Below are 465 nucleotides of genomic sequence, written 5' to 3'. Positions count from 1 at the left end.
GGCCGGAAAGCAGCTCTCGCGCGTCGGCACGCTGCTGGTGGCCTTCGTCCCCCTGGCCCTCTGGGGATGGCGCCGCAAGTGGAGGCCGGATCCGCTGTGGCTGGCGCTGCTCCTGCCCATGCTGGCCATCCGCTTCACGGGCATGGCGTGGCGCTTCCAGTACGGCGCGCCCCTCATGGCAGCCGTCGCCATGGTCTTCCTTCCGCTCCTGCGCCTGCATCGCCCTCCCGCCTGGGTGCTGGTGACGACCGGGCTCCTGCTCTTCACGACCAACGACAACACCGTGCGCGCCGCGTGGCGCACCCTCGCGACGCCGGAGGCCTTCCCCGCGCACTGTCCGGCCACGGGCCCGCGGCTCGCGAGCGTGCGGCACGCGCTGGACGTCCTCGCCGCGAACCCTGGCGGACGCGTGTTGCTGGAGGGGAACCTGGTCGCGGAGGTGGGGGCACGGGACGAGGCCTACGC

General features: G+C 73.3%; 1 pseudogene. It reads left to right on the top strand.

The features are described 5' to 3' along the window. A pseudogene (locus tag D7X55_RS43880) lies at positions 1-465 on the top strand (hypothetical protein); the annotation flags it as partial.

The organism is Corallococcus sp. AB049A (assembly GCF_003668885.1).
In the GTDB taxonomy this organism is placed as follows: Bacteria; Myxococcota; Myxococcia; order Myxococcales; family Myxococcaceae; genus Corallococcus; species Corallococcus interemptor.
The sequence above is the reverse complement of the archived record's forward strand: the minus strand, read 5'-3'. Positions and strand labels throughout refer to the sequence as shown.